Raw genomic sequence first — 22,473 nt, 5'->3', positions numbered from 1 at the left:
AGGCGGTCTGCCTGAGGAGAAGTATTCGGCCGCTTGTGTGCCGCCGGGGAGACGTCAGAAATCCATAACTCGGCGTTATGGATGGTGCGTCGAGAATTCCGGCGCACTGCCGCCAACGATGGGTGACTGCTCCTCCCGGCACCTTCGACGGTTCCCGCGCAGCCACACGGTAAGCCGTGTCCGGGCACGTCATCCCCGGTATGCGCTCATCGAAAGCGCGGATCCCGGACCTTCTTCCTGGGGCGACCGGGACCGGGCGGGTGGTGGGCACCATCCCGGGCTCAGTCCAGTGGGTGACGCCTGCGCCGCGCCAACCCCGACCGCGGGAAACCGAATTGAGGCTATGCGAGCCGTGGACTGATCCTTTACGCTCACCCGCGTCCTGTGGTGGCGGGAGCACCGCGCGACACAACACGCGCTCTGATGCCCAGGAGGCATGTGATGCTCCCTCGCCCCAGCCTGCTCGTGGCCGCCATGGTGGCCACGGCGGTTCTCACCGGCGGCACACCCGGAGTTGCCGTCCCCCGAACCCACCATCCCTCCGCCGACCGTCAGTTCGCCGCGCTCGCCAGGCAGGTGCACCTGAGCAACACCGGCGGCATGAGACCGGCCGACGACGACGGTGGCGACCCTGACGACCCGGTCGCCGGAACCCTGCAGTTCGCCGCGGCACGTACGGCCCCGTCCGCCACGGTTTCCGGCGCCGCCCTCGCCGCGGGAGCGGCCGCCGGCGACCGGCTTCCGGTGCGCGGCGGCACCTGGTCCGAGGCGACCAGCGGGTCGGCCGACAGCGAGACCCCCGGTTATGCCGACCCGTCCTACTCCGACTACGGCTCCGGCTGGGGCCTGGTGACCGGCAGGGCGTCCGCGCTCGCCACGGACGGCAAGTGGGTCTACGCCGGGTTCGCCGACGGGGGCGTCTGGCGGTCCAAGGACGCGGGCAAGACATGGACCCCCGGGTTCCAGCACGCGTCCACCGAGTCGATCGGCTCCCTGTGGGTGAATCCCGCCGACCACTCCCTGTGGGTCGGCACCGGTGAGGCCAACACCAGTGCCGACAACTACACCGGTCAGGGCGTCTACCGCTCCGCCGACCACGGCCGGACCTTCCAGCGGGTCGGCGGCTCCGAGTTCCTCAACGCCCAGGTCGGCACGTTGGCGTCGAACGGCCCGGACCTGTTCGCGGCGACGAGCCACGGCCTGTGGCGGCGCCCGCTCTCCGGTGGGCCGGACAAGCCGTGGCAACGCGTGCTCAGCCCCGACCCCAACCCGGACAAGGACCCCACGCGGACCTCGATCATCTCCAGCGTCACCGTCCGGCCGGGCACTCACGGCGCCACCGTGCTGGCGGCACTGGGCTTCCGTAACGGCACGCCCTACGACGGGCTCTACCTGTCCACGAAGGGCGGCGCACCGGGCACCTTCCAGCGGATGCGGCCGGCCGGGCTCGACGACTCCGACATCGGCCGCACCAGCCTCGCCTACGCCCCCGACGGCAGCGCCCTGTACGCAGTGATCCAGTCACCCGCCTACACCGCCGGCAAGCGCCCCTCGCCGATGCAGTCGACCTCGCTCAAGGGCGTGTACAAGTCGGCGAACGGCGATCCGAACGGGCCGTGGACGCTCGTCGCGGACGCGGGGACGCTGGGCAGATCCGGATCCGCCCAGTCATTCCCGTCCACGTACGAACCCGGGGTGGGCTCCTGGTACAACCAGTACGTCAAGGTCGACCCGCGCGACCCGCAACACGTCTACGTCGGCCTGGAGGAGATCTACGAAACCCGCGACGGCGGCGCGAGCTGGACGACGATCGCGCCCTTCTGGAACTACACACTGCCCTGCCACGGCACCGCCACGGGCTGCCCGCCCACCGTCCACACCGACCAGCATGCCATCGCGATCGACGACGAGGGCCGACTGTATGTGGGCAGCGACGGCGGCGTGTGGACGCGGCTGACGAGCGACCACACCACGGCAGGCTGGCACGACCTCAACGCCGGCCTGCACGCACTCCAGTACTTCTACGTCGGCGCAGGTCACGACCCCCAGGGCGGAACGGCACTGTGGGGAGGTCTGCAGGACAACGGCGCAACCCTGGTGCGCGGCGACTCCCACGACGTGATCCAGCCGTTCGCCGGTGACGGCGGCGATGTCATCGTGGACCCGGACAACGCCGACCGCGCGGCCGTCGAATACACCTACGGCGACATGGCGGTGACCACCGTCGGCGGTCGTTCCGACGGCACAGCCGCGGCGTTCCGGGAGATCAGCCCCAGCTGTCAGATCGGTGCGCCGATCGCCGGCTGTGATCCGAGGATGCAGTTCATCGCCCCGTTCACCGCCGACAGGGCGAACGGCAACCGCTGGGTGATCTCGGGCCGGTACGTGTGGGAGAGCCAGAAGGGTTTCGACACTGTCTGTGCGAAGGCCGCCGGGACATGCGACTGGCAGCCCGTCTACGACCTCGGCGACACCGCCTCGACCACCGCGGTCGAAGCCGACAACGGCGTCGACTACGTCGGCTGGTGCGGTCCGTGCCTGCCCTCGGACGAGGACGGAGGCGGATTCAAGAGCGGCATCGCCACCAACTACGGGGGCACCTGGCACGCCGTCACCGCACCGAACCTGCCGAACCGCTACGTCACCCGGATCGTCGGCGACCCGGCCCATCCAGCGCACGTATATGCCGTTTACGGCGCGTACTCACGCAAGTGGATCCCGGGTGGCGGGGTCGGGCACGTCTTCGAGTCACTGGACGGCGGGGCGACCTGGAGGGACATCAGCGGCAACCTGCCCGACGTCCCGGCCGACGCGATGGTCATCGCGAAGGGACAGTTGATCGTCGCCACCGACCACCTCGTCTACGTCGCCGACGTCAGGAACCCGACCCGCTGGTCCCGGCTCGGCCACGGGCTGCCCAGTTCGGTCACGACCGACATCACCCTCCTTCCCTCGGGTGACACCGTGGTCGCCGCGACACACGGCCGAGGTCTGTGGAGGCTGAGGCTGAGCAGGTGAGCCGGCCGAGCCGGCCGGCCGCGCCAGCTGTCTCCACCCGCGTCCGCAGCGGTGGTCGGCAGTGGTGCGCGCCGGGAGGATCCCACTCGCCGACTTCCGGTCTGCACCGCGGGAACTCGTGCCCGGACCAGTCACCCGTCGCTCCGCCCACTTGGGGGGAGCGATGTCGGGGGCGACGTACGTCCAAGCCAGAACCAGCATGGCTGTGACCTGCTGCCCGCGGCCGTCCGAGCCGGCCTGATGACGACAGACGAACCTATAGGCCGCCGTCTATAGCGTCGCCACCGCGTCGAGTCCTTCCGAGAACTCATGGGCCGGCGTCTCCACGAGCACAACACAGGGGAGCCCGGAACGACGGCGACGACCAGGTGCGGGAAACCGTGAGCGTCAGCAGGCGCGTCAAGCTGTTCATCGGTGGCGCACTGACCCTGCTGGTCGACGAGCACTTCATGGCCGCGTGCTTCAGCCCATAGAGCCAGCCGCGGTGACGGCTCGCCAACGGCCGACAGGACGCCCAGGAAGGACGAGGACATGGCAACAACCGAGCACGGAACCTCCCTGGGCGCTGGCGGACAAGACGCTGCACCGTCACGGGACTTCATCCCCGTCGTGGACCTGGCGTGGAGGGCGTCCAGGGAACGTGCCGCGATTCGTCGGCCCTCTCGGTGGGGCTCATCGCTACAGGACTGGTCGACCTGTCGGCCGGCTGCGCGCAGGCCGTTGTGCTGTTCGGGTAACGGTGGTGGGCGCCGCTGCTGCTAGGGGCCGCCTGGGGCTCCACCCACTGGCTGGTGCGCAAGAGCGCAACGTGGGACCAGGACGACAAGCGCGCCCTCGAAGCCCAGGGGCACGCCGAGTACAACTACCGGCGGGCTGTCGCGCCGTCGTCCGCCCGCGAGCTGCGCCTGTTCGGCCGGGGCGAGTGGCTCGTCGACCGCTTCGCGGAGAACCGCCGCCGGATGGTGGGCCTGCGTTGGCGCGCGAGCCGACTCAGAAGAGGTTCCTTGGCGACCACGATCACCGTCCTTGCCGCGGCCAACGGCTTGTTCTTATGGCCACTCGCCCAAGACGCCTCCCGAGGCGCCCTCGCACCCGGTGCAGCGATCGCCTTCGCCCAGGCAGCGGTGGGCACCGTCGCCCTGGCGTTCGTGGGCCTGAACTGGGCCGTCCCGCCAGCGGCCCGTTCGGTGGCCGTGGTGGGGCTGACTGGCGCGGGCAAAGCCACGCTGGTCAAGCTGCCAACCCGTGTACCTACGGCATCACAGCGACTCTGGCAATCCGCTGGATCCCGGCCGGCACTCACGGTCCCAGCGACGAGGGCTACGCTACATCGGCCGCCTCGACCCCGGTCCTGAGCGAGGGCACCCATCGCCGACTGGTCGAGGCCGGCGCCGCCGGGGTGCCCCGCATCCGCTCGAAGATGACCCGCGCGGTCGAACTCGCCGTCGCCCTCGGGGCGGAGGCGGTCGACGAGGCACAGGGCATGGCCACCGTCGCGCGCCGCTTCGCCGACGACGACCTGCCCTCCGTCCTCGATCACCTGGCCTCCGCGGCCGCCGTCTGCGCCCTGGTCGTCGCGGGCAGACGCCACTCCGTCCGGCCCGGCACGCTCTCCTGGAGAGGGTTCGGCCGGTGACCACCCACCCGATCGCCCCGTCGATCCCCCACAACCTCGACCAGATCCTGCGAAGGATGCGGTTGCCCTCCCTGTGCAAGTCCGCCAACTTGCAAAAACGACAAGGTGTTTTCGTCCTGGGGACCGGAGGAGATCTCCATCCCTCGAACCCACCCAGCAGGCTCTCAACAACGGCCTGGTCAGGCGGTGTTGTCGGCTGGGGTGATGCGGGCGAGTGCGCCGATCTCCAGCGCGGTCCACAGGGCGCCGTCGGGACCGACGGTGATGCCGTGCGGTTCGGAGCGGGGGGTGGGAAGGTCGTGGACGGTGAGGGAGCCGTCGGGGGTGATCGTCCCGACGCGGTTGCCTCCCCATTCGGTGAACCACGCGGTGCCCTGTCCGTCGACGGTGACGGCGTGCGGTCGGGCGGCGCGGTCGGGCAACGGGAACTCGGTGATCCGCCCGTCGGGAGTGATCCGGCCGATCTGACCGGCGGCGATCTCGACGAACCACAGCGCTCCGCCACGGCCTGCGGCGATCCCGACAGGCCCTGCGGCTGCCGTCGGCAGGGGGTGTAGGGTGATTGCACGGTCCATGTCGATCCGCCCGACGGCGTTGCCCTGGTTGAGGGTGAACCACATCCCTCCGTCGCCGCCGGCGGTGATCGCAGACGGGAACGCGCCGGTGACGGGGAGCGGGAACTCGGTGACGCTGCCGTCGACGGTGATGCGGCCGATGCGGTCGGCGGCGGTCCCGGTGAACCACAGCGCACCGTCGGGTCCCGCCGCGATGCCGAACGGCCCGCACCCTGGTGTGGGCACGTCGAATTCGTCGATCACGCCGTCGGTGGTGATCCTCCCGATCCGGTCCGCCCGGTACTCGGTGAACCACAGAGCGCCGTCCGGTCCGGGTGTGATGACGGTCGGCCCGCTGTCGGGGTCGAGCCGGTGGCTCGTCGGCTTCTCGCCGGGAACGAGGCGGCCGATCCGACCGCTGTGGACGAGGGTGAACCACAGGGCGCCGTCCGGTCCCGTGGTGAGGGCGTAGGGTCCGGCCGCGTGATCGGCCACCGTGTGCTCTTCGACGGATACCTGGGTCACGTGGTTCAAAGGGACTTCCCCTGTCCGTGCTCGGTGCGATGCGTTCGATGTCGGCGGGTGTCCCGGCCATGATGGTGCGGGCGTGTTCGGTCACCAGGTCGGCGGGCCAGTCCCACCACGCGGCGCGCCGCAGCCGCTCGACGTCGGCGTCGTCGAAGCGCTGCCGGATCGGTCTGGCCGGGTTGCCGCCGACGATCGTGTAGGGCGGGACGTCGGCGGTGACCATGGCGCCGGCCGCGATGATGGCCCCGTCACCGATCCGTACGCCGGGCATGACCGTCGCCCGGTACCCGAACCAGACGTCGTTGCCGACGACCGTGTCGCCGCGGCTGGGCATGGCGGTGACGATGTCCAGCGTCTGCTCGGCCCACCGGCCGCCGAACATGGTGAACGGGTACGTCGACACGCCCATCGTGGGGTGTTCGGCGCCGGCCATCAGGAACGTGGTCCCCGAGGCGATCGCGCAGTACTTGCCGATGACGAGGCGCTCCGGCCCATAGGCGTAGAGGACGTTGCGCTGCTCGAAGTCCGTGGCGCCGTCCGGATCGTCGTAGTACGTGTACTCGCCCACGGCGATGTTCGGTGAGGTGACCAGCGGGTTGAGGAACACCACGCGCTCGTGGGCGGGCAGCGGGTGCACGGTGGTCGGGTCAGGTGACAAGGTCGGGGTCCTTCGCGTGGTTGCGGGATGTCGCACACGGCCTTGGCGGGGCGTGGGCCGGCCAGGGTCGGATCACCCTGGCCCGGTGAAGCTTCAGGTGTTCTCGGGGCCGGGCGGGAGAGGCGCGGGACACCTCCCGGACAAGGCGGCTGTTGTTGTCAACGGCTGTTCACGGATGCCTCGTTGGAGGTGGTGACCGTGTCTGGATCGGTGGAACGATGCGGCGCTGCGGAGCCTTCCGCGGGCTTGGACCTCGCCAGCCACAGGCCGGTGAACAGGGCGGTGGCCAAAGTGACGGTGCCGGCGGCGAGGAAGGCGCTGTTGAGGCCGGTCTCGAAGGAGGCGCCGCCGGATTGCCGGGAGCGGACGATGGCTCCGAGTACCGCCACGCCGAGCACCGCGCCGATCTGCCGGGTGGTGCTGCTGATGCCTGATGCGAGGCCGCCCTCGTGCGGGCTGACTGCTTGGATGGCGGCGCCCGTCAGTGGGGACATGGCCAGGGCGAAGCCGATGCCGGCGAGTCCCAGCCGCCACCATACGTTCCCGTAGCCGGTGTCGGCGTGCACCATGCCGAGTGCCAGCAGTCCCAGGCCGGCCAGGGCCAGGCCGGTGGTGACCACGATGCGGAAGCCGTACCGGGCGGCGAGCCGGCCCGCGTAGGGGCTGACGATCACCATGGCGAGGGATACCGGCAGGGTCTGCAGGCCGGCGCGCAGGATCGAACTGCCCTGGACGTACACGAAGAACTGGGAGAAGAAGAACGACGAACCCATGAGCGCGAACCCCACCACGATCATGGCGGTGTTGGACACGGTGAACAGGCGCTGCCCGAACAGCCGCAGCGGCAGCATCGGAGCGGAACGACGCCCTTCGACGGCGACGAAGGCGACGAGGAGGATCACCGCGGCGGTGAAGCTGCCCAGGATGACCGGTGAGGTCCAGCCGCGGGCGCCGCCCTCGATCAGCCCGTAGGTCAGTGCCCCCACCGCCAGAACGGACAGCACCGTGCCCGGGATGTCGATCGCGGGGGCGCTCGGATTGCGGGACTCGCCGAGGTGGCGCAGGCCGACCAGCAGCAGGACGGCGCCGATGGGCAGATTGGCCAGGAAGATGGCGGGCCAGCCGAAGGCTTCTGTCAGCACGCCGCCGGCCACGGGACCTGCGGCCAGACCGATGCCGCTGAATCCGGCCCACAGCCCGATCGCCTTGATTCGTTCTTGCGGCACGGGATGGGCTGCGGCGAGCAGGGCGAGCGAGGCAGGGCTCAGCGCCGCGGCCCCGATGCCCTGCAGAACCCGGCCGGCGACCAGCCAGCCGAGCGAGGGAGCGAGGCTGCACAGCAGCGACGCGGCGGTGAAGAGCGCCACGCCGGTCAGGTACACCCGCTTGCGGCCGAACCGGTCGGCGAAGACACCGCCGGACAGCAGCAGCATGGCGACCAGCAGTACGTACGCGTCGACGATCCATTGCAGACCGGTCAGTTCAGTGTGGAGCCGGTGCTGCATATCGGGCAGTGCCGCTCCAACAATCGTGTTGTCGAGCAGGACCATGAACTGGCCCAGGCAGGTCACCGTGAGCAGCACGGTCCGGCTTGATCGACTGCCTTCGGTCGCATGCGATGCAGCCATAGGTCCCCCTCAATCGTTAGTTACGCCCGACCGCGGTCGACGCAGGTGGCGATGCACCGAGCGCCCTAAAGCAGTCGGCGACTGCGTTAGGCGACTATAAGAGGGCTCGCCTCACAAACGCAAGTCGCAACTGCGTTAAGGTGGGGGCATGAACGATCGACAGCGAGCCCGGCGGCCCGGCGGGCGCAGCGCCCGCGTCGGCGCGCAGGTGCACCAGGCCGTCACCGACCTGATCAGCGAGCGCGGCTACGGCAAATTCACCGTCGGCGAGGTCGCAGCCCGCGCCGGCGTAGCCGACAGCAGCATCTACCGCCGGTGGGGCAACCTGGAAACCCTGCTCACCGACGTGGCGCTCACCCGCCTCAACGCGCAGTCGCCGATGCCCGACACCGGGAGCCTCGCCGGCGACCTGCGCACGTACGCGGCCCAAGTGGCCCGCGAGATCACCGGACCCGACGGTCCGGCGTTGCTGCACCTGGCCGTCGCCCTGTCCAGCAGCGGTCAACGGGGACTGCAGGCTCGTGACGACCTCCGCGCCGAACGCACCCGGCAACTGCAGTCCATGCTCGATCGCGCCCGCGAACGCGGCGAGCCCGCACCCGACGCGCTCGGCGTGCTGGACCACATCCTGGCCCCGATGTATATCCGCGTCCTGTTCGGCATCGGCCCGCTCACCCCGGACTACATCGACGATCTGGTCGACCGGTTGTTGTGACCCAATCCGGTCCCGGGATCAGCCCCCGGACGCAGTGCTACGGCACCGTGAGGTGCTCCCGACACGACACGCGCCCGGCCCGCTCGGCATCCGACCCTTGGCCGGCTCACACGGCCTGGCTGGATCTGTCGGTGCGCGGGCGGTCGCCGCGGATCGGGGTGAACTCGACGTCCAGGTGCGGGTCGTAGGCGCCGGGCTCGTCGGCGAGCTCGTGGCAGGGGCATTCGCCGAAGCGGCGGATGTGCTCGGTCGGTGGTCCGCATCGCCGGAGCCGGGCGCGCCCTGCCCATGGCCTGGCTACACGTCGACCGCCTGAGCCAGAAGGGGGTCAACGGGTACGTTCAAACAGCCCACACCCACATGGGGGCCGGGTACTACCTCGCCGCCGGCGGGCAGGTCGCCGCGAAGCCGTACAAGCTTCTTGTCGAAGCGCTGCGCCGCTCCAGCAGGGTGGCCATCGCGAAGCACGCGTGGAGCGGCCGCGAGAGGCTTGGCATGCTGCGGGTCCGTGGCGGCGCCATGGTCCTGCAGGAACTGCTGTGGCCGATGAGCTCCGCAATCTCACCGAGCTGCTCCTGTCACCGACCACGGTGTCCGAGGAGGAGATCGATGGCGCGCTCGCCCGCGTGGACGGCATGACGGCCGACGCGCTGGAGGGCGAGGAGTTCACCGACCGCTACACCGCTACACCGAGGCCATCGCGCAGATCATCGAGGCCGAGCGCGAGAAGAGGCCGCTGCCTGAGGCGCCCGAGCAGGAGCAGTCGGCCCAGGGCCTCGACCTGATGGCCGCCCTGAACGCCTGGTTCAGCAGGCTTAAGACGTCGCCGGACGGAACATCCCGCGTCGGCGGGGAGGACCGGGGCGTGAGGGACTCGGGTTTCTTCAGGGACCACAGCGAGGTGCCGCCGATCTGACCCTGCCCCGGTCGAGCAGGCGGGCCTGCTGGCTGCACGGGCCGAGGATGGTGCACATGGGGGACGGGTGCGCGCCCCCCTGGGGCTATTCGGCCCAGGCGTGCTCCAGCAAGGTGCGGAAGGTGGTGGGCTCTCGACCGATCAATTCGGCCAGGGTCGGGTCGACGGCGGTGAACTCACCATTGCGTGCCGCAGCGAAGATGCTCAGCATCAGGTCGGCGATCGGGGCGGGGGCGCCGTGCGCCAGGGCCTGCTCGCGGAAGGCGTCGTCGGGGACGGCGGTACGGGTGAAGGGCCGCCCGGTGGCCTGGGCCGCTGTCTCGGCGACGGCGTCGAAGTCGAGCGCCGCCGGACCGGTGAGCGGCGGGGTGGGCCCCTCGAAGCGGCCCTCGTCGGTAAGGATCGCCGCGGTGGCCTCGGCGAGATCGTCGTGGCCGGTCCAGGCGACGGGACCGTCGGCAGGGAGGGCGATGTCGCCGGTGTGGCGTGCGGACTCCAGGAACTGCAGGGCACTGGCGGCGTAGAAGCCGTTGCGCAGCGCGGTCCAGGGCAGGCCGGTGGCGCGCAGTAGGTCCTCGGTCTGGGCGTGGTCACGGCATGCCTGGAAGCGGGAGTCGTGGGCGGCACCCATCTGGCTGGTGTACAGGATGCGGCCGACTCCCGCCTTCACGGCGGCGTCGATCGCGGCGCGGTGCCCGGTGACGCACTCCTCGCCCGTGCGGTCGAGGGAGACGAGCAGCAGTTGCTCGGCGCCCTCGAAGGCGTGGACGAGCGAGGCGGGTTCGTCGAAGCTGCCCTGCCGGACACGGACGCCGCGATCGGCCAGGTCCTGGGCCTTGCGGGGGTCGCGGACGCTGACGCCGACGCGGTCGGCGGGCAGGCGCTCCAGGAGGCGCTCGACGATGCGGCGGCCGAGGTTTCCGGTGGCTCCGGTCACGATGAGCACGGGATTCTCCCAGTGTTGTTTCCAGTGGAATCCACTCAACGATAACATCGAAACTAACGCTGGAAGCAAACTATCGATATCATCGATACATGCCTATCCGTGACACCACCGACAGCCCCCGCCGACGCATCATCGAGGCGGCCATCGAGCTGCTGGAGAGCGGCGGCCCCGACGCGGTGAGCACCCGCGCGGTCGCCGCCGCGGCCGGGATGCAGCCGCCGGCCATCTACCGCCACTTCGGCGACAAGGACGGGCTGCTGGAGGCGGTCGCCGAGCACGGCTATGCGCAGTTCCTGGAGAGCAAGCGCGCGCAGCTCGACCCCGCACCGGAGGACCCGGTGGAGGAGCTGCGCCGCGGCTGGGACATGGTGGTGGAATTCGGGGTCTCGCGCCCCGAACTGTTCGCCGTGATGAACAGGGCCACCGGCTCGGCGTCGGACGCGGCGCACCGTGCGGGCCTGGAGATCCTCCGCGGCCGGGTGCGTCGGCTGGCGGCCGCGGGATGGCTGCGGGTCGACGAGGAACTAGCCGTCCAGATCATCCAGGCCACCGGCCAAGGAGGGGTCGCCACCTGGCACGCCACCCCCGCAGAACGCAGAAATCCGGCGTTGCTGACCGTCCTTCGCGAATCCATGGTCGCCGCCGTCACCCGCAACGAACCGACGGTCCCCGCCACGGAGTCCGGCCCCGCCCCAGCGGCCCGCGCACTGCGCGCCGCCCTCCCCGACGACGCCGACGTCCTGAGCGACGCCGAGCAGCGCCTGCTGCGCGAGTGGCTCACCCGCCTGGCGGCAGACGGTGGCATGCCGCAGGGCTGATCCTCCGGCACCCGACCTCGTGCAGGCCGAAGGTCGCGAGCAGAGATCATTCACCAAACGGCGTCCGCCAGGATGGGGCCGTGGGTGACCACACGGCTCCGGCTGACATCCCCCTATTCACAACGCGCCGCCAGGAGGGCGCACAACAGCGCCCCGAGTCGGATCCGACCCACCCGTTGGGCTGCCGCCGACGCCGGATCAGTGACCGGATCGTCTTCGACAAGCAGCTACAGGTCCTGCGGTCCGGCTGCTTCTGCGAGGCGATCGCGGACTCCGTCTGCTCGGCCACCACGATCCGCAACCGCCGCGACGAGTGGATACGCCTGGGTCCGTTCGCCAGGCTGAAGCAGATCGCACTGGACGCCTACGACCGCATCGCCGTTCTCGCCCTGGACCAGATCGCCGTGGACGTCGGACCGCTCTACCGCCGCGTCCAGCGCAAGATCGAGCTAGAGGCCACCCAGGGTCTCTCCGTCGGCGTACGCGCTGTGCTGGACCTGCTGCGCGAGCGCGGGCCGATGACCGTCCCCCAGATGGGTCGAGCCCAGTCGCTGAGCCGCCAGTTCGTGCAGCGGGTGGTCAATGATGCCGTTGCAAGGAAGCTCGTCGAGAGCATCCCGAACCCCGCGCATCGGCGTTCCTCGCTGATCCGACTGACCCACGACGGCCACGCGGCGATCACGGCCATAGCCGCCCACGAGCACGCCCTGCTGCGCCAGGCGGTCGGCGACCTCACCGACACGGACGTCGCCGCCTGTGTCCGGGTGCTGGGCCGGATGGTGGCGCTCTTCGACGACGTCGATGTCTCGAACGCCGAGCCGCCCTGCTAGTCAGAGGGGCGGTCATCTCCGGATGCGGACAGGCGCCGGCTGCCGTCACGGGGGAGAGGCCGCTCCTGATGAGATCAGGGTGGTCAGGCCGGCAGCATCCTGCCGGCGCAGCCGACCGACCCCTCGCTCACCATCGTGCGCGCCGCGCCGGAACGCGTCCTGGGCCGCACCGAAGACCTGGCCTGGCCACCCTGCTGGACTCGCTCATCGGCCAACCGCTCGACCGCACACGCGCGACAGGCGTCGTACGCGGCGTGGTCACCTGGGACGACCTGTTGCCGCTCATGTATGGAATCGCCTTCGCCGCCGACGTCCACGCCGACGGCCGGCAGACGCGTCCGGAGTCCGGTCGCCGCTAGCCGGGCGTGATGCTGGGGGGGCCGCACAGCTGAAGCGCCACCGGGCCGGAGCGGGGGTGCCGGCCGGGACCCGGTCGCCGGAGCCTTTCCCGCTGTCAGGGCCGTTCGGGTGAGCCGATTTCGCGCAGGATCCCGAAGGCCCGCAGCAGGGGTGCCGGGCCTGTGTCCATGAGGCCGGACGCCCGGCGCGCCCTGCGGGTGCGCAGTACGGCGCGTACCGCGGACAGGGCGGCGCACGCGACCACGGCGGCCGTGAGGTCGGCGTCCGGCGTGTCCGGCGGCAGCCTGCGCTCGACCAGAACGGCGAGCCGCTCCTCGAAGTCGGAGAAGGCCTGCACGAGCCGGGCCGTGACGACGTTCTCGATGCCTTGGACCGGATGGCTGAGGGCGGTCAGAGTGGAGGCGGCGAACGGTTCGACCGCCTCCAACAGGGCGTTGCACACCGCGTCGAGGGGCTCCTCGTCCGCCGGTCGACGGGCCAGGGCGTTCTCGACGTAGGCGAAGATCTCGATGCCGTCCGGCAGCAGCAGTGCCTCCTTGCTCTCGAAGTAGCGGAAGAAGGTGCGCACGGAGACGTTCGCGTATGCGGCGATGTCCGCGACCGTGGTGGCCTCGAAGCCGCGTTCCCTGAACAGGTGCGCGGCCCCCTCCAGCAGGCGGTGCCGCGTCTCCTCCTTCTTGCGTTCGCGCAGTCCGGCGGGGGCGATCTCATTGGGCATGGCAGAAGCCTCCCCCCAGGTGTCATGACTGTCAATTGACACACATGTCACCACGGCTGAACGTGCCGCCCCCGCGACCGACGTGCTGTGTGCACCCGGGGAGCGTAGCAGTCGCAAATGACAGTTGTGCCAATTGTCATCCATGCCACTTCCTCTCTAGAGTTTCTGTCACTCGTGACACTTTTCCTGGAGGCCATGGTGGCCCGACCACTGCACCACCCACCCGCGCCGGGCGGGACGAACACCGCCGCCCAGCCGGCGACGGACTTCGCCGCGGCCCGCCGCGGACTCGGCCGCCTCGGCGGCTTCTGCGCCCGGCACCCGGCAGCCGTGATCACCGCCTGGCTGCTGGTCCTCGTCGCCGCCCTGGCCGGACGGCATCTGGCCGCACCCACCTTCAGCGACCAGGTCAGCCTGCCCCGCACCGCCTCCCACACCGGCGCGGATCTCCTCGCCACCTCGATGCCCGAGGAGGGCAGGCCGGTCGGCAAGGTCGTGTTCCACACCGGCTCCGGCGCCGTGGCCGCCCAGCGGTCCGCGCTCGAGCGGACCCTGTCCGACCTGCGGGATCTGCCGCACGTCACTGCCGTCTCCGCGCCTGTCACCAGCTCCGACGGACGCACCGCGTACACCGTCGTCTCCTTCGACGAGCAGTTGAAGAACCTCGGCCACGACTACACCGTGCGACTGGACAAGGCGACCGGCCCCGCCCGGACGGCGGGGCTCGGCGTCGCCTACGGCGGCGATCTGGATCAGGTGGTGCGTGCACCGGCCGACGACAAGCTGAGCGAGGGCATAGGCGTGGTCACCGCCCTCGTCATCCTGCTGCTGGCCTTCGGCAGTGTCCTCGCCGCGCTGTTGCCGCTGATCACCGCGCTGATCGGCGTCGGGGTCGGTCTCGGCATCGTGGGCATCGTCGCGGCCACGCTCTCCTTCGCGACCTCGGCCACCACCCTGGCGGGCATGATCGGCCTGGGCGTCGGCATCGACTACGCCCTGTTCCTGACCACGCGCTTCCGACAGGACCTCATCGACGGGCGCGACCCGGCCGATGCCGCGGCCCGCACCGCGCACACCAGCGGACGTGCCGTGCTCGTCGCCGCTGTGACCGTGGCCGTCGCCATGCTCAGCCTCTACGCCTGCGGGCTGACCTTCATCGGCAAGATCGGCTTCGCGGCCACCCTGGCCGTCGTCGTCACGGCCGCTGCCGCCCTCACCCTCGTACCGGCGGCCCTCGGGCTGGTGGGCAGCCGCATCGACCGGTTCCGGCTGCGCCGCCCGGTCGCCGAGGGCAAAGGGGCCGACGACGGCCGGAACCGCTACGCCGACCTCGTCGCCCGGCGCCCGTGGACGTTTCTCGCCGCAGGCGTCGTCGTCCTCGGTGTGTGCTCCCTGCCCCTGCTGTCCATGCGCCTCGGCCACGTCGACGCCGGTGCCGACCGTCGCGGCAGCAGCACCCGAACCGCCTACGACTGGATCGCGCACGCCGACGGGCAGGGCTTCGGAGTGGGGGCGAACGGCCCGATCGACACCGTCGTCGACATCAGCGGCGCAACGGCGCCCGTCGACCGGATCACGCGCGACATGACCACGGCCCTGAGAACCACCCACGGCGTGGCCGCCCTCACCCCCGTCAGGGCGAGCGCCGACGGGAGGATCCTCGTCACCACGCTCACCCCGACCACCGGCCCACAGGACGCCGCCACCGGCGACCTGCTCGCCACCCTCTCCGGGCGGACACTGCCGAAGGCCCTGCACGGCACGGGCGCCAAGGCCTATCTCACCGGCACCGTGGCCGGCCAGGCCGACTTCCGGGACACGGTCGGCGAACGGCTGCCCATCGTCATCGGCATCGTCCTGCTCCTCGCCTTCCTGCTGCTCATGACGGTCTTCCGCAGCCTGGTGATCCCGCTCAAGGCCGTGGCGCTCAACCTGTGCACCACGGCCGCGTCCTACGGCGTGCTCGTCGCGGTTTTCCAGTGGGGATGGGGCGACTCGTTGCTGGGACTCTCGGAGCCGGTGCCCATCGAGTCGTACGTGCCGATGATGATGTTCGCGATCGTCTTCGGGCTGTCCATGGACTACGAGATCTTCCTGCTGTCGCGGATCGCCGAGTCCTGGCACCGCACCGGCGACAACCGGCTCGCCGTGGGGGAGGGGCTGTCCGCGACGGCGCGTGTGATCTCCGCTGCCGCGTTCATCATGACCGCGGTGTTCCTGTCCTTCACCGCCTCACCGACCGTGGTCGTGAAGATGCTCGCCCTGGGGCTGGCGATCAGCGTGATCGTCGACGCCACGGTGGTCCGCCTGATCCTGGTGCCGTCCGCCATGTTCCTCATCGGCCGGGCGAACTGGTGGATACCCCGCCGGCTCGACCGGGTCCTCCCGCGCCTGCACGCCTGACCACCCGCCGACCCGATCCGGAGCAGTGACGACGTGAGACCGAACCCCCGCGGAAGGACCCGCCTGGTCCTGGCCGGCACCGCTGCGACCCTGGCCCTGCTCACCAGCGCGACCGACCTCTGGATCGAGCACCGCACCGAGGAGCGCATCGTCGCCCAGGCCGCACGCCGGCTGAAGCCGGGCGGCCCGGTGGACGCCGACCTCACCACCCCCCTCGCGGGCCTGCGCACCCTGGGAGGGGAGGTCGGAGACGTCGAAGTGCACGCGAAAGGCGTGCATCGTCAGCATGCTGTCTTGGATGTGACCGTCCGCCTCAAAGACGTCACGACGAACGGCGACAGCGCCGGCGGTACCGCAACCGCCATCGTCGGATACGACCAGGTGACCCGGCGCCTGGGCGCGCTGGGCAACGGCCTGACCGCCGGCGGCGAGGACGGCGACCTGATCCTCGCAGGCAGCGTCGGCCGCCTGGGCCTGCCAGTCACCGTGCGGGCGACCCTGGCCACGACCGCGCACGCCTTCACCATCACGCCCACCACGGTGAGCGTCCTCGGTCGAAGCGTGGCCGTCGACGACCTCGCCGCGTTGCCGGGCACCTCCGGACTCCGCGACGAGCTGGGTCCCATGACCGTGGCTGTCACCGCACTGCCCCACGGCGTTGCGCTCGCATCGGTGCACGCCGCCGACGACGGCCTTGCCCTCGGCTTCTCCATCGCTGCCGGGCCGACACCGAGCGCGGGAGGGAAAGCCTCCTGACCGTCCGGGCGGCGGCTGCCCGGGAGAAGGCCCCTGGGCGCCTGCCGCGGACGGCCAACGCCAGAACTCGACCACACTGCCCGGCCCCCGGACGGCCGGCCGCCGCGAACACGGCCTGACGATCGCCCCCGCCAACGCCGCAATGCCACACGCTCCTCCACATCCAGCGCATGCCGATGGCGGACACCTGCTCCACGCGCTACAGGCGAGAGCGTCGCAGCCCTGCTCCGCTGGTTCCCGATCCATGTCCCGAGCCGGAGCTCCCATGCCTCTTGGCCGTTGCCGACGGTCCGTTCGACGTGCTTGCGGGGTAGGTGCAGGTGTCCCTCGCGTTCGTAGAACTGGTTCGCGGCGCGTGGTTCATGGCCCACTTCTCGGCCTGCGTTCGGCGTGGCTACGTTTTCTCGTCCTCGCCGGCGGGGTCGATTCCAAGGATGTGTTCGCACATCCGCTGCTGGACGGTGGTGAGTTCGTCGAAGCCGAGGCGCTGCGCGCGGAGCCACCGGCCGGTGTCTTCGCCCTGGTGTACGACGATGCCCGGATCCATCGGCAGCGTGCGGCCGGCCTCCAGGTGGAGCCGGACAAGGAAAGACCAGTGCCTCACCGGCGCCCCGGCCTGCCACAAGGCCGGAAGCCCGGGAGCGTTGATTCACGCACCGCGGGCCGAACGGCTTCTGTCTCGGCCTGCGCGCCTGCTCAGGCAGTCAGGGCGCTGCACCGTCCAGGCCGCCGAGTGGCGTGACATGACAGTGAAACTGTTGGGACGCGTCCGGTACAACCGGCGCGGCACCTGCGGCGTCCTGAGTGTCACACGGCCGATAAGCCGCCGTGCGCAGCAGAAGGGCAACCGCGATGTCATCTCCACTCACGCTCCGGCGAGTACTCCTGGCCACCGCACTCACCTGCGTCGCGGTGCTCGCCACCGGCTGCAGCGCGGGCTCAGCCGCCACCTCCGGTGGCACCGCTGCGGCCACGCCTTCTGGCGCGCCAGCTGCGACAACGCCAGCCGCCACCTCCGGTGGCACCGCTGCGGCCACGCCTTCTGGCGCGCCAGCTGCGACAACGCCAGCCGCGACCAACACGGCGCAGGCCGGCAGCTCGGGCACCAACACCCAGGCGCAACCGGCCGGAACAACCTACAGACCCACCGCCGCCTGCCCGACCCGTTACCTGAATGCCAGAGCGGGTGTCAGCCAGGGCACCGCCGGCAGCGTCTACCAGGTGATCGACTTCACCAACATCTCCCAGAGCACCTGCACCTTGTATGGCTACCCCGGGGTGTCACTCGCCGGAGGCAGCCCGGTCCGTCAGATCGGCCCGGCCGCCACACGGAACACCACCGCCCCCCGCGCGCTGGTGACGCTGGCACCGAGGGCCACCGGCAACGTGTTGCTGCGGATCACGGACGCCGGCAACTACCCTACGGCGCAGTGCCACCCGACCGCCGCGCAGTACCTGCAGGTCTACCCGCCGGGCCAGACGACCCCGATCTACGTCGCCTACACCTCGACGGCATGCGCCGGGACGGTCGGCCTCCTGAGCGTCAGCGCGGTCCAGCCCGGCTCGGGAAGTGCGTCGTAGTACGCCATGCCAACGGTGGTGCTCCGGCCACCAGGCCACGCCATGCCGCGGTGCCGTGCACGGGTCCACGTGAGTTCGGATGCCGCGACGGGCAGGGACGAGCGCGAGGCGGCACTCGTCCAGCCCGAACCGGCCGGCCTCAATGAGCCAGCCCGGCAGGCTTACCGCAGCCTCGGCCGGCATCGGGCCTGCGGACGTGGACGGCATCTGCGGTGCCAGGCCCGGCCACTGTTCGAAGGGTGGCCCGGGGTCGCGTGGCCACGGCTCAATTCCTTCTGGTGGCGGGGCCGACGCCGGGGGAGTGCGGGCCCGCGTCCTCGGTTCGGCTGCTTCTGTGAAATAGCAGGTGGCCGACTGTCGTTGCTACGGGCATGACGACGAACGCGCCGCAGCCCGAGGTGCTGCGATACACCGCCTTCTCCAGCGTCCCCGAGGGCGGAAACCCCGCCGGCGTTGTTCTGGACGCCACCGCCCTGGACGACAGCGACATGCTGGCCATCGCCGCCGGCCTCGGATACTCCGAGTCCGCCTTCCTGACAGCGCCTCCGGAGGGCCTCGGCGGCCAGGAGGGACGGGCGTACAGCATCCGATACTTCAGCCCCAAGGCCGAGGTGCCGTTCTGCGGACACGCCACCGTCGCGACCGCCGTCGCGCTCGCCGAGCGGACAGGCCCCGGGGAACTGGTATTCGCGACGCGCGCCGGCACCGTGCCGGTGGAGGTGGCCGAAGAGGGCGGCACGGTCAGGGCCACACTCACCAGTGTCGAGCCGCACATCGAGGAGATCGCCGACGCCGACCTCACGGAGGCACTCGCCGCGCTCGGCTGGCCGGCCGCCGATCTCGACCCGGCCTTCCCGCCCCATGTGGCGTTCGCCGGTGCCCGTCATCTCGTTCTCGCGGCGGCGACGCGCGAGCGTCTGGCAGATCTCGCGTACGACTTCGCGCGCCTCGAAGCCTTGATGCACCGCTTGGACCTGACCACGCTCCAGCTGGTGTGGCGGGAATCGGCCACCGTCTTCCATGTCCGGGACCCGTTCCCCGTCGGCGGCGTCGTGGAGGACCCGGCAACCGGCGCTGCGGCCGCCGCGTTCGGTGCCTACGCCCGTGAACTCGGCCTGGTTCCCGGGGACGCTGTCCTCACTCTGCATCAGGGCGAAGACATGGGCCGCCCCGGCGAGCTCACGGTGACGTTGCGCGAGGGTGACCCGCGCGTCCGTGTCGGCGGCGCAGGGACTCGTATCAGCTGAGAGCCCGCGCAGGTAGGTGGGTGCTCTGGTGGTGTCGGCTCATTCCGGGTGAAAGGCGCGGAGGTCGCCTCCTCCGGGTGCGGAGGAGGCGACCCGCGCTGTGCGGCGGGCTACTTGTTCATGAAGCCGTCCGAACACCGCCACCCGGGCCGACGGCACCGTCGCCCTACTCTGTCTCGTACTCAAAAGGGCCGGAGTGCCCGGACAGTCCTCGTGACCTCTGAGGCTCTGCGCCCACTTCGTCGACCGTCACCATGGGGTAGCGGCGGATCTCCGTCAGTACCAGGTCGACAGCGTGTCCGTCTTGGCTGGTGCCTCGAAAGCGCGCGCCCAGCCGTGTCGGAAGGCCGGCTGCCGGCGGCCGTTGTGCGCGGCCGCGGCGAGTGAGGAGTGGGTGCAGGCCCGCGACGACGGTGAAGCCGATCGCCAGTACCGCGAAGGACAGGCCGACGGTGACCGTGGTGCCCACCCTGAGGGGGAAGGGGTACACGCGATCGTGCGCGGCCTTGGCGGCGGTTCAGGCGGTCGAAGTGATCGCTCGGATGACGGCAGTGATCGCCGGGGGCGGGTGGCCGGGGAGGCGTGCCACGAGCACCCGGCGGATCTCGGGGGGTGCGCCGTCGACGCGCAGCAGGGTCACCCCGGGCGGCAGCACCGGTGAGAGCGGGGACGGCACCGTCGTCACGCCGAAGCCGCCGGCGACCAGCTGGAGCTTCGTCAGCCAGTCGCGCGCGGAGTGGATGACGCGAGACCGTCCGGGTAGGCCGGGCCAGACGCCGAGCAGCGGCTCAGCGCTCGACGACGGGGTGGCGATCCACGCGGCATCGACCAACTCGTCGACGTGCACCGTGGTGCGTCCGGCGAACTCTGCGGTCGAGGGCACCGCCACGACCAGTTCGGTGTCCGCGACGGTCTCGACGTGCAGGCGCGGCGAGTCGCCGTCGAAGGGCCGGTGGGGTGGGCGGGACGTCAGCACGGCGAGGTCGAGCGAGCCCGCGCGCAGCGCCCGGATCAGGGTGGGCGTGGTGCCCTCGCGGGTGGTGACCGTGATCTGCGGGTCGGCCGCCGCGAGGTGTGCGAGTGCGGCGGGCAGGATCACGGCGCCCGCGCTCGGGACTGCCCCGAGCCGCACCAGTTCGGTCCGCGGAACGGCGCCAGTGAGCTCACGCTCGGCCGCTGCGAGCGAGGCCAGGACCGTGTGGGCGTGCCGCAGCAGGGTCAAGCCGGATGGTGTGAGCCGTACTCCGTCTGGGCGGCGTTCGAACAGGGTGGTGCCGGCGCTGCGTTCGAGGGCGGCGGCCTGGCGTGAGACGGCCGACTGCGTGTAGCCGAGTCGGGCAGCTGCCGCGGTGAAGCTGCCGGACTCGGCGATCTGCCGCAGGACCCGCAGTCCCGCGCTGGAGACGTCCATGCGACATACGCATACCACACATGCCAGATCATCGCTTCCCGCATGCCCACCCAGCTCCTAGTGTCGATCCCCGGAGGTCGGACGAACACGGAGGTCATCAGGTGCGAGCAGCGGTCTTGACGCAGTTCGGAGCCCCGCTCACGGTGCGGGAGGTGCCCGCGCCCGAGGCCGGGGGCGGTGAGGTGGTGGTCGAGGTCCTGGCCGCCGGCGTGGCGCCCTACGCGGCCGAAGTCTTCGGCGGCAAGCGGAACTACCCCCTTGTCCCTCCTGTCGTGCCCGGTGTCGGCGGCGTGGGGCGGATCATCCACGTCGGCCCGGACGCCACCCGACTGCGCGTCGGCGACCTGGTGTGGTGCGACTCGACGGTGCGCTCACGGGACGACGCCCTGACGCCCGACATCACGCTCCAGGGCTGGAGCTCGCGCGGCGAGGGCGGCGCGCGGCTCGCCCGATACCTGCACGACGGTTCGTTCGCCGAGCTCATGCGGGTCCCGACGGAGAACGTCTTCCCGCTGCCCACCGTGGCAGGGGACGATCCGGCGCGCTGGGCCGCACTCACCGTGCACGTCATCTCCTACGGCGGGCTGCTGGCAGGCGGGCTCGCAGCCGGCGAGACGCTGCTCGTCAGCGGGGCCACCGGCAACCTCGGCAGCAGCGCGGTCGCGGTAGCGCTCGCGATGGGAGCGGGCCGCGTGGTCGCCCCGGGCCGCAACCGGGCCGCGCTCGACCTCCTCGCCGACCGGTTCGGTCCGCGGCTGCGCCCGGTTCCACTGACCGGAGACGAGGCCACCGACCGCGCGGCGATGTCAGCGGCGGCCGACGGCCCGATCGACATGGTGATCGACCTGCTCCCGCCGAGGGCACCCAGCTCGGCCTCGCGCGCGGCGGCCATGACCGTTCGCGAATACGGCCGCGTCGTCCTCATGGGCGGCGTCGGCATGCTCGGTGGCGACGACTTCGCACTGCCGTACCCATGGATCATGCGCAACTCGATTACCGTGCGCGGGCAGTGGATGTACCCGCGCACAGCCAACGTCGGCATCATCCGGCTCCTGGCCTCGGGCACTCTGGATCTCGCCCCGGAACGAGTCCGGTCGTTCAGCCTCGATGCCGTCAACGACGCCATCGCGTACGCCGCCGCGCACGCTGGCCCGTTCGACCGAACCAGCCTCACCCCACCGGCTGGCTGACCAGGCCCACTGATCCCACCATCCGCACGACCGCCATCCTTACGAGCACAGGCGGCCAAACTCCCGCTGTTTGACGTGAACTCGGGGCTCGGCCGGTTACTGCTTCCTGGCGAAGCCGCCAGCGTCGACCACTTGGCGGCGTGTGTGGCAGGCTGGTTATCGCGCCTACCGCCCGATCGGGTAAAGCCGTTCGGGGTTCCGGCGGGTCGGCGCTGGGGGCCGGTACGAAGATCGCGAACTGTTCGTGATCTTCGATAGGTCTCCGTCTCATGCGCTTCGCCCCGACCGCCGCAGCTGCTGCTGCGTTCGCCGCCCTGTGATCCCGACGACTACCCACGCCGCCCCGGCGGCCGCGGTACCGGGTGAGACTGTCACCGCTCCCGCTCGCGACCTCCTGGCTGCACTCCCGGTCCGCGCTGAGGGCCACACCGGTTATGAGCGCACGAAGTTCAGGCACTGGATCGACGCTGACAAGGACGGCTGCAACACGCGCGCCGAGGTGCTGAAGGCCGAAGCGGTCACTGCCCCACGCAGGGACCGGAGTGTACGCCGAGTGGAAG

The 22,473-nt window shown here is 70.8% G+C and carries 18 protein-coding genes and 2 pseudogenes; 13 read left to right on the top strand and 7 right to left on the bottom strand.

Features of this window, described 5'->3' with window-relative positions:
- Positions 1 to 441: 441 nt before the first annotated feature.
- On the top strand, positions 442 to 3,018 hold the full coding sequence (locus tag ACFYZB_RS20155) for a glycosyl hydrolase (RefSeq protein ID WP_388760225.1): 2,577 nt from the start codon (positions 442 to 444) through the stop codon (positions 3,016 to 3,018).
- A 1,420-nt stretch (positions 3,019 to 4,438) separates the two neighbouring features.
- Entirely contained in the window at positions 4,439 to 4,654 is a 216-nt protein-coding gene (locus tag ACFYZB_RS20150) for a hypothetical protein (protein WP_388760222.1), read from the top strand.
- 179 nt (positions 4,655 to 4,833) lie between these two features.
- On the opposite strand, the gene ACFYZB_RS20145 is transcribed toward ACFYZB_RS20150, so the two are convergent.
- From ACFYZB_RS20145 to ACFYZB_RS20135, 3 genes and pseudogenes are all read right to left on the bottom strand, one after another.
- Positions 4,834 to 5,742, bottom strand: coding sequence for a virginiamycin B lyase (locus ACFYZB_RS20145; protein ID WP_388760219.1), 909 nt, complete (start codon positions 5,740 to 5,742; stop codon positions 4,834 to 4,836).
- Between the two features lie 10 nt (positions 5,743 to 5,752).
- A pseudogene (locus ACFYZB_RS20140) lies at positions 5,753 to 6,394 on the bottom strand (CatB-related O-acetyltransferase); the annotation flags it as partial.
- Positions 6,395 to 6,552: 158 nt separating this feature from the next.
- Positions 6,553 to 8,022, bottom strand: a complete 1,470-nt coding sequence (locus ACFYZB_RS20135; protein ID WP_388760217.1) for an MFS transporter — start codon at positions 8,020 to 8,022, stop codon at positions 6,553 to 6,555.
- A 148-nt stretch (positions 8,023 to 8,170) separates the two neighbouring features.
- Between ACFYZB_RS20135 and ACFYZB_RS20130 the strand changes: the two genes are divergently transcribed.
- From ACFYZB_RS20130 to ACFYZB_RS20120, 3 genes are all read left to right on the top strand, one after another.
- Positions 8,171 to 8,737: a TetR/AcrR family transcriptional regulator gene (locus ACFYZB_RS20130; protein ID WP_351216902.1), complete on the top strand. Its 567-nt coding sequence runs from the start codon at positions 8,171 to 8,173 to the stop codon at positions 8,735 to 8,737.
- A 288-nt stretch (positions 8,738 to 9,025) separates the two neighbouring features.
- Positions 9,026 to 9,376 carry a Ku protein gene (locus tag ACFYZB_RS20125; RefSeq protein ID WP_388760811.1) on the top strand — a complete coding sequence of 117 codons (351 nt, stop codon included), beginning with the start codon at positions 9,026 to 9,028 and terminating at the stop codon, positions 9,374 to 9,376.
- Positions 9,277 to 9,522, top strand: coding sequence for a hypothetical protein (locus tag ACFYZB_RS20120; protein WP_388760844.1), 246 nt, complete (start codon positions 9,277 to 9,279; stop codon positions 9,520 to 9,522). Before ACFYZB_RS20125 ends, ACFYZB_RS20120 begins: the two co-directional genes overlap by 100 nt.
- A 216-nt stretch (positions 9,523 to 9,738) precedes the next feature.
- Here the strand turns inward: ACFYZB_RS20120 and ACFYZB_RS20115 are convergent, their stop codons facing one another.
- Complete coding sequence (locus ACFYZB_RS20115; RefSeq protein ID WP_388760214.1) at positions 9,739 to 10,599, bottom strand: SDR family oxidoreductase; 861 nt, start codon at positions 10,597 to 10,599, stop codon at positions 9,739 to 9,741.
- Between the two features lie 89 nt (positions 10,600 to 10,688).
- On the opposite strand from ACFYZB_RS20115, the gene ACFYZB_RS20110 reads away from it, so the two are divergent.
- From ACFYZB_RS20110 to ACFYZB_RS20100, 3 genes and pseudogenes are all read left to right on the top strand, one after another.
- Positions 10,689 to 11,417, top strand: coding sequence for a TetR/AcrR family transcriptional regulator (locus ACFYZB_RS20110; protein ID WP_388760212.1), 729 nt, complete (start codon positions 10,689 to 10,691; stop codon positions 11,415 to 11,417).
- Positions 11,418 to 11,563: 146 nt separating this feature from the next.
- Positions 11,564 to 11,827, top strand: a pseudogene (locus ACFYZB_RS20105) (IS5/IS1182 family transposase); the annotation flags it as partial.
- Positions 11,807 to 12,247, top strand: a complete 441-nt coding sequence (locus ACFYZB_RS20100) for a MarR family winged helix-turn-helix transcriptional regulator (protein WP_388760808.1) — start codon at positions 11,807 to 11,809, stop codon at positions 12,245 to 12,247. The pseudogene ACFYZB_RS20105 and the gene ACFYZB_RS20100, both read left to right, overlap by 21 nt.
- Before the next feature lie 454 nt (positions 12,248 to 12,701).
- On the opposite strand, the gene ACFYZB_RS20095 is transcribed toward ACFYZB_RS20100, so the two are convergent.
- A complete protein-coding gene (locus ACFYZB_RS20095; RefSeq protein ID WP_388760209.1) occupies positions 12,702 to 13,325 on the bottom strand; it encodes a TetR/AcrR family transcriptional regulator in 624 nt (207 codons plus the stop codon).
- 174 nt (positions 13,326 to 13,499) lie between these two features.
- Here ACFYZB_RS20095 and ACFYZB_RS20090 point away from each other — a divergent pair, with 174 nt between their 5' ends.
- On the top strand, positions 13,500 to 15,728 hold the full coding sequence (locus ACFYZB_RS20090) for an MMPL family transporter (protein WP_388760206.1): 2,229 nt from the start codon (positions 13,500 to 13,502) through the stop codon (positions 15,726 to 15,728).
- 33 nt (positions 15,729 to 15,761) lie between these two features.
- Positions 15,762 to 16,484, top strand: a complete 723-nt coding sequence (locus tag ACFYZB_RS20085; protein ID WP_388760204.1) for an LmeA family phospholipid-binding protein — start codon at positions 15,762 to 15,764, stop codon at positions 16,482 to 16,484.
- Positions 16,485 to 16,878: 394 nt separating this feature from the next.
- Here the strand turns inward: ACFYZB_RS20085 and ACFYZB_RS20080 are convergent, their stop codons facing one another.
- Positions 16,879 to 17,088 (bottom strand): hypothetical protein, encoded by a 210-nt coding sequence (locus ACFYZB_RS20080; protein ID WP_388760201.1) that lies wholly within the window; start codon positions 17,086 to 17,088, stop codon positions 16,879 to 16,881.
- 248 nt (positions 17,089 to 17,336) lie between these two features.
- On the opposite strand from ACFYZB_RS20080, the gene ACFYZB_RS20075 reads away from it, so the two are divergent.
- Complete coding sequence (locus ACFYZB_RS20075) at positions 17,337 to 18,065, top strand: DUF4232 domain-containing protein (RefSeq protein ID WP_388760198.1); 729 nt, start codon at positions 17,337 to 17,339, stop codon at positions 18,063 to 18,065.
- 371 nt (positions 18,066 to 18,436) lie between these two features.
- A complete protein-coding gene (locus ACFYZB_RS20070) occupies positions 18,437 to 19,312 on the top strand; it encodes a PhzF family phenazine biosynthesis protein (protein WP_388760196.1) in 876 nt (291 codons plus the stop codon).
- A gap of 517 nt (positions 19,313 to 19,829) precedes the next feature.
- Here ACFYZB_RS20070 and ACFYZB_RS20065 read toward each other — a convergent pair.
- A complete protein-coding gene (locus ACFYZB_RS20065; RefSeq protein ID WP_388760193.1) occupies positions 19,830 to 20,723 on the bottom strand; it encodes a LysR family transcriptional regulator in 894 nt (297 codons plus the stop codon).
- Between the two features lie 101 nt (positions 20,724 to 20,824).
- On the opposite strand from ACFYZB_RS20065, the gene ACFYZB_RS20060 reads away from it, so the two are divergent.
- The gene (locus ACFYZB_RS20060) at positions 20,825 to 21,913 is read left to right on the top strand and encodes an alcohol dehydrogenase catalytic domain-containing protein (protein ID WP_388760191.1); all 1,089 of its coding nucleotides are present in this window, start codon (positions 20,825 to 20,827) and stop codon (positions 21,911 to 21,913) included.
- The last annotated feature ends 560 nt before the right edge of the window (positions 21,914 to 22,473 follow it).

The sequence above is a fragment of the Streptomyces sp. NPDC001852 genome (assembly GCF_042891825.1).
Taxonomy (GTDB): Bacteria; Actinomycetota; Actinomycetes; order Streptomycetales; family Streptomycetaceae; genus Streptomyces.
This window is presented reverse-complemented; position numbering and strand designations above follow the sequence as displayed.

Coding starts and splice junctions, on each gene's coding strand:
- ACFYZB_RS20155 (WP_388760225.1), top strand. CDS start 442: ATGCTCCCTCGCCCCAGCCTGCTCGTGGCCGCCATGGTGGCCACGGCG.
- ACFYZB_RS20150 (WP_388760222.1), top strand. CDS start 4,439: ATGACCCGCGCGGTCGAACTCGCCGTCGCCCTCGGGGCGGAGGCGGTC.
- ACFYZB_RS20135 (WP_388760217.1), bottom strand. CDS start 8,022: ATGGCTGCATCGCATGCGACCGAAGGCAGTCGATCAAGCCGGACCGTG.
- ACFYZB_RS20130 (WP_351216902.1), top strand. CDS start 8,171: ATGAACGATCGACAGCGAGCCCGGCGGCCCGGCGGGCGCAGCGCCCGC.
- ACFYZB_RS20125 (WP_388760811.1), top strand. CDS start 9,026: ATGGCCTGGCTACACGTCGACCGCCTGAGCCAGAAGGGGGTCAACGGG.
- ACFYZB_RS20110 (WP_388760212.1), top strand. CDS start 10,689: ATGCCTATCCGTGACACCACCGACAGCCCCCGCCGACGCATCATCGAG.
- ACFYZB_RS20095 (WP_388760209.1), bottom strand. CDS start 13,325: ATGCCCAATGAGATCGCCCCCGCCGGACTGCGCGAACGCAAGAAGGAG.
- ACFYZB_RS20075 (WP_388760198.1), top strand. CDS start 17,337: ATGTCATCTCCACTCACGCTCCGGCGAGTACTCCTGGCCACCGCACTC.
- ACFYZB_RS20070 (WP_388760196.1), top strand. CDS start 18,437: ATGACGACGAACGCGCCGCAGCCCGAGGTGCTGCGATACACCGCCTTC.
- ACFYZB_RS20065 (WP_388760193.1), bottom strand. CDS start 20,723: ATGGACGTCTCCAGCGCGGGACTGCGGGTCCTGCGGCAGATCGCCGAG.